This window comes from Pinirhizobacter sp. (assembly GCF_035317885.1).
Taxonomy (GTDB): domain Bacteria; phylum Pseudomonadota; class Gammaproteobacteria; order Xanthomonadales; family Rhodanobacteraceae; genus Pinirhizobacter.
The window spans coordinates 1-5829 of sequence record NZ_DATHFX010000471.1; the positions used below are offsets into that span (position 1 = coordinate 1).

At 65.0% G+C, this 5829-nt stretch carries 8 protein-coding genes; 3 read left to right on the plus strand and 5 right to left on the minus strand.

From position 1 onward, the window contains the following. Both VK519_RS15590 and cqsA read left to right on the plus strand, forming a co-directional pair. Positions 1-364 (plus strand): hypothetical protein (locus tag VK519_RS15590; RefSeq protein ID WP_324351269.1); only part of this gene is annotated, 364 nt, incomplete at its 5' end. A gap of 327 nt (positions 365-691) precedes the next feature. Next, a complete protein-coding gene (gene cqsA, locus VK519_RS15595; protein WP_324351271.1) occupies positions 692-1960 on the plus strand; it encodes an alpha-hydroxyketone-type quorum-sensing autoinducer synthase in 1269 nt (422 codons plus the stop codon). Positions 1961-2006: 46 nt separating this feature from the next. Here cqsA and VK519_RS15600 read toward each other — a convergent pair whose 3' ends face one another. From VK519_RS15600 to VK519_RS15620, 5 genes are all read right to left on the minus strand, one after another. Then, positions 2007-2312 (minus strand): Mpo1-like protein, encoded by a 306-nt coding sequence (locus tag VK519_RS15600; protein WP_324351273.1) that lies wholly within the window; start codon positions 2310-2312, stop codon positions 2007-2009. A gap of 12 nt (positions 2313-2324) precedes the next feature. Further along, positions 2325-3383: an NADH:flavin oxidoreductase/NADH oxidase gene (locus VK519_RS15605; protein ID WP_324351274.1), complete on the minus strand. Its 1059-nt coding sequence runs from the start codon at positions 3381-3383 to the stop codon at positions 2325-2327. A 53-nt stretch (positions 3384-3436) separates the two neighbouring features. Next, on the minus strand, positions 3437-4264 hold the full coding sequence (locus tag VK519_RS15610) for an alpha/beta hydrolase family protein (RefSeq protein ID WP_324351276.1): 828 nt from the start codon (positions 4262-4264) through the stop codon (positions 3437-3439). Between the two features lie 111 nt (positions 4265-4375). Beyond that, a complete protein-coding gene (locus VK519_RS15615; RefSeq protein WP_250625707.1) occupies positions 4376-4588 on the minus strand; it encodes a cold-shock protein in 213 nt (70 codons plus the stop codon). Between the two features lie 73 nt (positions 4589-4661). Next, positions 4662-4871, minus strand: coding sequence for a cold-shock protein (locus VK519_RS15620; RefSeq protein ID WP_250625706.1), 210 nt, complete (start codon positions 4869-4871; stop codon positions 4662-4664). A gap of 338 nt (positions 4872-5209) precedes the next feature. Between VK519_RS15620 and VK519_RS15625 the strand changes: the two genes are divergently transcribed. After that, positions 5210-5713 (plus strand): hypothetical protein, encoded by a 504-nt coding sequence (locus VK519_RS15625; RefSeq protein WP_324351278.1) that lies wholly within the window; start codon positions 5210-5212, stop codon positions 5711-5713. The last annotated feature ends 116 nt before the right edge of the window (positions 5714-5829 follow it).

Here is a 5829-nt window from a genome sequence, read left to right on the forward strand (position 1 = left end):
GGGCCTCTTGCTACTCGACGCCTGGGGCATCGGTCGCTTCCTGCTGGTGCAGACCGACGAAGACCTCCGCGCCCATTACGAGATCGCCGCCGACCTCGGCGCGCCGCCCTCGTTGCTCGAAGCCCTGCGCGGTGGCGAGGCGCTGCCCTGGTTCCCCTCGCGTGACGGCTTTTATCACAAGAGCCTGGAGAACCCGGAAGCCAGCCTTTATCCATCCACGGCGATTTCCGGCGAGCAGTGGTACTACTACGCGTTGATCGACCACGTGGAACGCTTCCGCTTGCAGCACGTGAAGTCGTACCGGAGCTGGCTGCGCGAGCAGGATCTCAACGCCTCGATCAGCCATGCACCGAAGCTAATCTGAGGGGATCCGCACGGTCCATGGGGCGGCGGGTCGCTACTTTTTACCCCGATAGAAACTGCAAGCGATGCGAATCGTCTGGTACTTTACCGGTTGCATTGGAAATCGTGGCTGATCAATATCGGCAGAATAGCGATTCCATCACAGCCTACTCACTTCATTTGCAGTGATTGTGACGCAGTTCGCTGCCATGATGGGGCCTATCGGGCCATCCGCTGCTCTCTCCAACACCGCCGGTCCAGGCAGGGCTGGTGAACGGTCTCGCACATCCGCGCTGCGGTTCCGTCCAGACAGGGATGTGCCCTATCCCCCGGCAACCGAGAGGCCAACATGACCAACGTTTCCCCGATCCACCGTTCCACCCCCGTGGTAGCACCCGCGCTTCCTGCTTTCGTCACCCGTCGCGTCGAGCGCTTCCATACCCAACGCGTGGCGGTGGACTGGGGCGGCCGGCACATCCTGCGCGGCCGCCATCCCAAGCCCGGCGACCTGATGCTGCAAAGCAACGACTACCTGGCCATCGCCGGCCATCCGCAGATCATCGAGGCCCAACGTGAAGCCCTGGCTACAGGGGGCCTGGGCATGATGATGTCCGCGCTGTTCATGCAGCACGAAGACGAACCCATGCACCAGGTGGAAGCGGAACTTGCCCGCGCCTTGGGCACCGAGTCGGGCATCCTTGCCCAGTCCGGCTTCGCCGCCAACGTCGGCCTGATCCAGTCCATCGCCGACGAGCGCGTACCGGTGTACGTGGACATGCTCGCCCATGCGTCGCTGTGGGAGGGCATCAAGAGTGCCGGCGCCAAACCCGTGCCGATCCTGCACAACGACCTGGGCCACCTCGAGCGCCACGTGTTGCGGCACGGCCCGGGCATCATCGTGGTCGACTCGGTGTACAGCACCAACGGCAGCGTGGCTCCGCTGGCCGCCATCGCCGACATGGCCGAACAGTTCGGCTGCGTGTTCATCGTCGATGAATCCCACTCGCTGGGCACCCATGGCGCCCGTGGCGAAGGCCTGGTGGCAAGCCTGGGCCTGAACGACAAGGTGCATTTCGTCACCGCGAGCCTGGCCAAGGCCTATTGTTCGCGCGCCGGCTTCATCGGCTGCGGGCATCGCTTCAAGGACTACTTCGGCTGCGAGGCGCTGCCGGCGATCTTCAGCTCATCGCTGCTGCCGCACGAGTTGGCCGGCATGGCCGCCTCGCACCGGGTGATCCAGAACGAAGGCTGGCGCCGCGCACGCCTGCGCCAGGTCACCCATCAGGTACGCGACGCGCTGACGGACCTGGGCTATCCCATCGAGGATGGTACCGAGCAGATCATCGCCTTCGAAGCCGGCGCGGAACTGCTTACCGGGCGCGTGCGCGACGTGATGGAAGAACACGGCATCTTCGGATCGGTGTTCAGCGCGCCGGCCACCACGCTCAACCGTTCCCTGTTGCGGCTGACATTGAACGCCGGCATGGACGAGGCGGATGTCGACCGCCTGATCGATACCTGTGCTCTCATTCGCGACAAGCTCGATATTCCCTCGTGGAGCGCGCAAAAGCGTGCCGCCCGCCGGGCGAGCGATCGTGAACTGGAAAACGTGGCCTGAGAGGGGAAGGATCCCCTGGACGACGGCCAGCCGGTGCGGGACAGGGTCAGCGGATGCTGATCCTGCCGCGCAGGATGTCCCAGAACATCACCCAGTCGCCCGCCAGGCTGTAGAACGGGTGGCTGAATGTGGCCGGGCGGTTCTTCTCGAAGAAGAAATGGCCCACCCAGGCGCAGCCATATCCCGCCACCGGCGCCAGCCATAGCCAGGCCAGGCGTCCGGTCGATGCCGCCAGCATGAGGCTCACGATCACCAGCACGCTGCCGGCGAAATGCAACCGCCGGCTGCGCACGTCACGGTGCTCGGAAAGATAGAACGGGTAGAACTGGGCGAAGCTGGCAAAACGCGCCATGCGGAAGCTCCCTTACCAGGCCCGCTTGTACTGGACGGGTGCCTGGATAGTAACGCCCAGCTCCGATGCCGCGCGACGGGGGAAGTACGGGTCGCGCAAGAGCTCCCTGGCCAGCAATACGACATCCGCGGAACCTTCCCTGATCACCGTGTCGGCCTGCGCTGAGTCGATGATCATCCCCACGGCGCCCGTGGCGATGCCCGCCTCGTGGCGAATCCGCGAGGCAAAGGGAACCTGGTAGCCAGGGCCCACGGGAATCTTGGCGTTCGGCACATTGCCGCCGGATGAGACGTCGACCAGGTCCACCCCCAATGGCTTGAGCATGCGTGACAACTCAACGCTCATCGTGTCGTCCCAGCCGCCATCGGTCCAGTCCGTAGCCGAAAGCCGCACCCATACCGGCAGGGTTTCCGGCCATACCTCCCGAACTGCACGCACTACTTCCCGCAGCAGCCTGGTACGTCCTTCAAGGTCGCCGCCCCACCGGTCCGTCCGATGGTTGGAAAGGGGCGAGAGGAACTGGTGCAGCAGGTAGCCGTGCGCCGCGTGGATTTCCACCAGCTCGAAACCAGCCGCGGCCGCGCGTCCGGCAGCGATGCGAAAAGCCTCGATCACCGCCTGGATACCCGCCTCGTCGAGCTCGGCCGGCACATGCCAGCCCTCGTCGAAGGGCCGGGCCGAAGGCGCCACCGTCGACCAGGGCGATTCGTCCTTGCCAAGCGGGCCGCCGCCTTGCCAGGGCAACTGGGCGCTTGCCTTGCGCCCGGCATGGGCCAGCTGCACCCCGACATGGGCGCCTTCAGAACGTATGAATGCGGTGATCGGCTGCCAGGCCGCTACCTGGGCATCGTTCCAGATGCCGGTGTCGCCGTGGGAGATGCGCCCTTCGGGCAACACCGCGGTGGCCTCGGTGATCACCAGGCCCGCGCCGCCGACGGCGCGCGAGCCCAGGTGCACCAGGTGCCAGTGGTTGGGGAGGCCATCCGTGGCGCTGTATTCGCACATGGGCGACATGACGATGCGGTTGCGCAGGCGCAGGCCGCGTTGCTGCAGCGGTTCGAACAGGGACATGAATATTCCTCGACGGAGGTAAACGTCCAACGTGCCGCTACGGTCGACCCATATCAAGCATGTGCAACAACTTTCGCAAAGCGGTGCGCCACTTCGTCGGGTTGTTTCATCCAGCCGAAGTGGGCGGCGTCCATGCCCGACCTGCCCGCCAGCACGTCCACGTGTGCCTGGGCATGGGGCATCTTCCCGAGCAGGAAGTCGAGAGACGCGGCCGGTACCAGCCAGTCGCCGGTCACCCTCAAGGCCAGCACCGGAGCGCGCTGGGCCGCAAGCAAGTACTCGAGGTCTTCGTTGATGCCGTGGCCGCCGTAACAGCCGGTGCGCCCCGTTGCCGCCCAGTCGCTGATCACGCCACGGGCCTCGTTACCGCCGAAGCCAATACGGCGGCCAGGCAAATATCCGACCAGGCGCGCGAGCCACGGCGCCGCCAGGTAGGCAAGGCGGACCCAGTGGGGATGGGCGAAGCATCGCCAGTAAGGTGCGCCGCTGGCCGCCAGGAGGATGCCGGCCGGGGCCGCCGGCACCCGTGATGCCAGCAGGCAGGCAAACTGCCCGCCGAGGCTATGGCCACCCACCCACCAGCGGCCACCGGACCATGCCGCGGCGGCGATGGACGCCGAGCTATCGATGTCATCGAGCAATTGGCGGTATCCCCAGTCACAGCGACGACCAGCGCGCCGGTCGCTACTTCCCAGGCCACGCCATTCGTGCAGCGCCACGCCCACACCGAGCCGTGCGAGGGCCTGGGCCAGCGGCAGGTAATGCCGGGCAGGCACGCCGAGGGCCGGCAGCCACAAAAGGTAGGGCGATCCTGGAAGCGGCGTCGGCGCCCGCATCAGGATAAGTTCCGCCGACGCCCCATCCGTGCTGGTCACGGGCATCACGTCCGGTTCGATACTCGATGCAGTCAAACCCTAAGGCCTTGTGGTCGTGTCCATGAAAAAGGCCGGGCGTTGCCGCCCGGCCTTTTTGTCCTGCATGACGCCTATGGATCAGACGGCGGAGACTTCTTCAGCCTGCTCGCCCTTCTGGCCCGGCACCACCTTGAAGCTGACCTTCTGGCCTTCAGCAAGGCTCTTGAAGCCGTTGCCCTGGATGGCGCGGAAGTGTACGAACACGTCCGGCTTGCCACCCTCGCGGCTGATGAAGCCGAAGCCCTTGGCATCGTTGAACCACTTGACAGTGCCGATCTCACGATCCGACATAAAACACTCCAATACGAGACGAGTTACACAACAATTAAGCCGGCCACGGGGGCCGGCGACTTACCACACGAAATCAGGCGGCCTGAACTTCTTCGGCCTGGGGGCCTTTCTGCCCGTCCACGACCTTGAAGCTGACCTGCTGGCCTTCGGCGAGGGTCTTGAAGCCGTTGCCCTGGATCGCGCGGAAGTGCACGAAGAGGTCTGGACCGTTGCCGCGACTGATGAAACCAAAACCCTTGGCATCGTTAAACCACTTAACGGTGCCGAGCTGACGTTCTGACATGCTTTTACCACTCCTGGAACGATTTACTGAGCTCAACCGTGACCTTGTTCCAAGGGTCGAACGGCCGACTTACTGGGTGTGCAAGAAACGCAAGGAGCGAAGCGATGTGGCAGATCTTGGATCAGCGCATCGGGACAGGACTTTCCCATCCCCGGCAAACACAGTCCGGGCATCATACCCCCCCTGCGGCGAAATAGCGATGGCAGCAGGATGTCAAGCCAACACGCCGCGTTCACCGGTGCGGGCCGCATGCTTTGCCAGGTTAACTGGAAGTCCCGCCCGGCGGGACGGTGCGGGTAGCCATTTGAAGACCAAAACGACCAAAACGGGGGTTCACCATGAAAAAACTGACCATTAAGCTCATTGTACCGCTTGGCCTGGCGGGCCTGGTCCTGGCCGGGTGTTCACACCAGGCGACCAAACCGACGACCTCCTCGACCACCACCAGCACCAGCACCGCCGCGCCAGCCACACGCACCACGTCATCGACCACCGGCAGCCCGCGCAGCACCGGCAGCGCCGTTCGCAAGGCCTCGGCTGCCGTTTCGGACGCGGGCCTGCCCTCGAGCACCGGTATCCCCGCCTGCGACGATTACCTGGCCAGCTACCGCAGCTGCCACCGCGCGGCGGCGATCTACCCGGCCGACCAGATCGATTCCCGCTACGAGCAGATGCGCCACACGCTGCTGCGCGACTCGCAAGATCCTGATATCCGTCCGCAGCTGGGCAACCGCTGCAATTCACTGGCATCGAACCTGAAGCAGGCACTGCACGGCAAGAGCTGTGCGCCCGATGCCGCCCCGGCGAGCACCTCGCCCGCTGCCGCCGGCAGCGGAGGCTAGGCAGCCCATCCCCCCGTCCCCCACTGGAGGAATATTGCCCATGAAAATCAAACCCACGACCGGCCTGCGCGCCCTTGCCCTGGCCACCTCGCTGCTTGCCGCAAGCGTGGCCATCG

Bases quoted from the DNA above. Each gene is read 5' to 3' on its own strand.
- VK519_RS15625 (WP_324351278.1), top strand. From the start codon at position 5,210: ATGAAAAAACTGACCATTAAGCTCATTGTACCGCTTGGCCTGGCGGGC.
- VK519_RS15610 (WP_324351276.1), bottom strand. From the start codon at position 4,264: ATGCCCGTGACCAGCACGGATGGGGCGTCGGCGGAACTTATCCTGATG.
- VK519_RS15620 (WP_250625706.1), bottom strand. From the start codon at position 4,871: ATGTCAGAACGTCAGCTCGGCACCGTTAAGTGGTTTAACGATGCCAAG.
- VK519_RS15600 (WP_324351273.1), bottom strand. From the start codon at position 2,312: ATGGCGCGTTTTGCCAGCTTCGCCCAGTTCTACCCGTTCTATCTTTCC.
- VK519_RS15605 (WP_324351274.1), bottom strand. From the start codon at position 3,383: ATGTCCCTGTTCGAACCGCTGCAGCAACGCGGCCTGCGCCTGCGCAAC.
- cqsA (WP_324351271.1), top strand. From the start codon at position 692: ATGACCAACGTTTCCCCGATCCACCGTTCCACCCCCGTGGTAGCACCC.
- VK519_RS15615 (WP_250625707.1), bottom strand. From the start codon at position 4,588: ATGTCGGATCGTGAGATCGGCACTGTCAAGTGGTTCAACGATGCCAAG.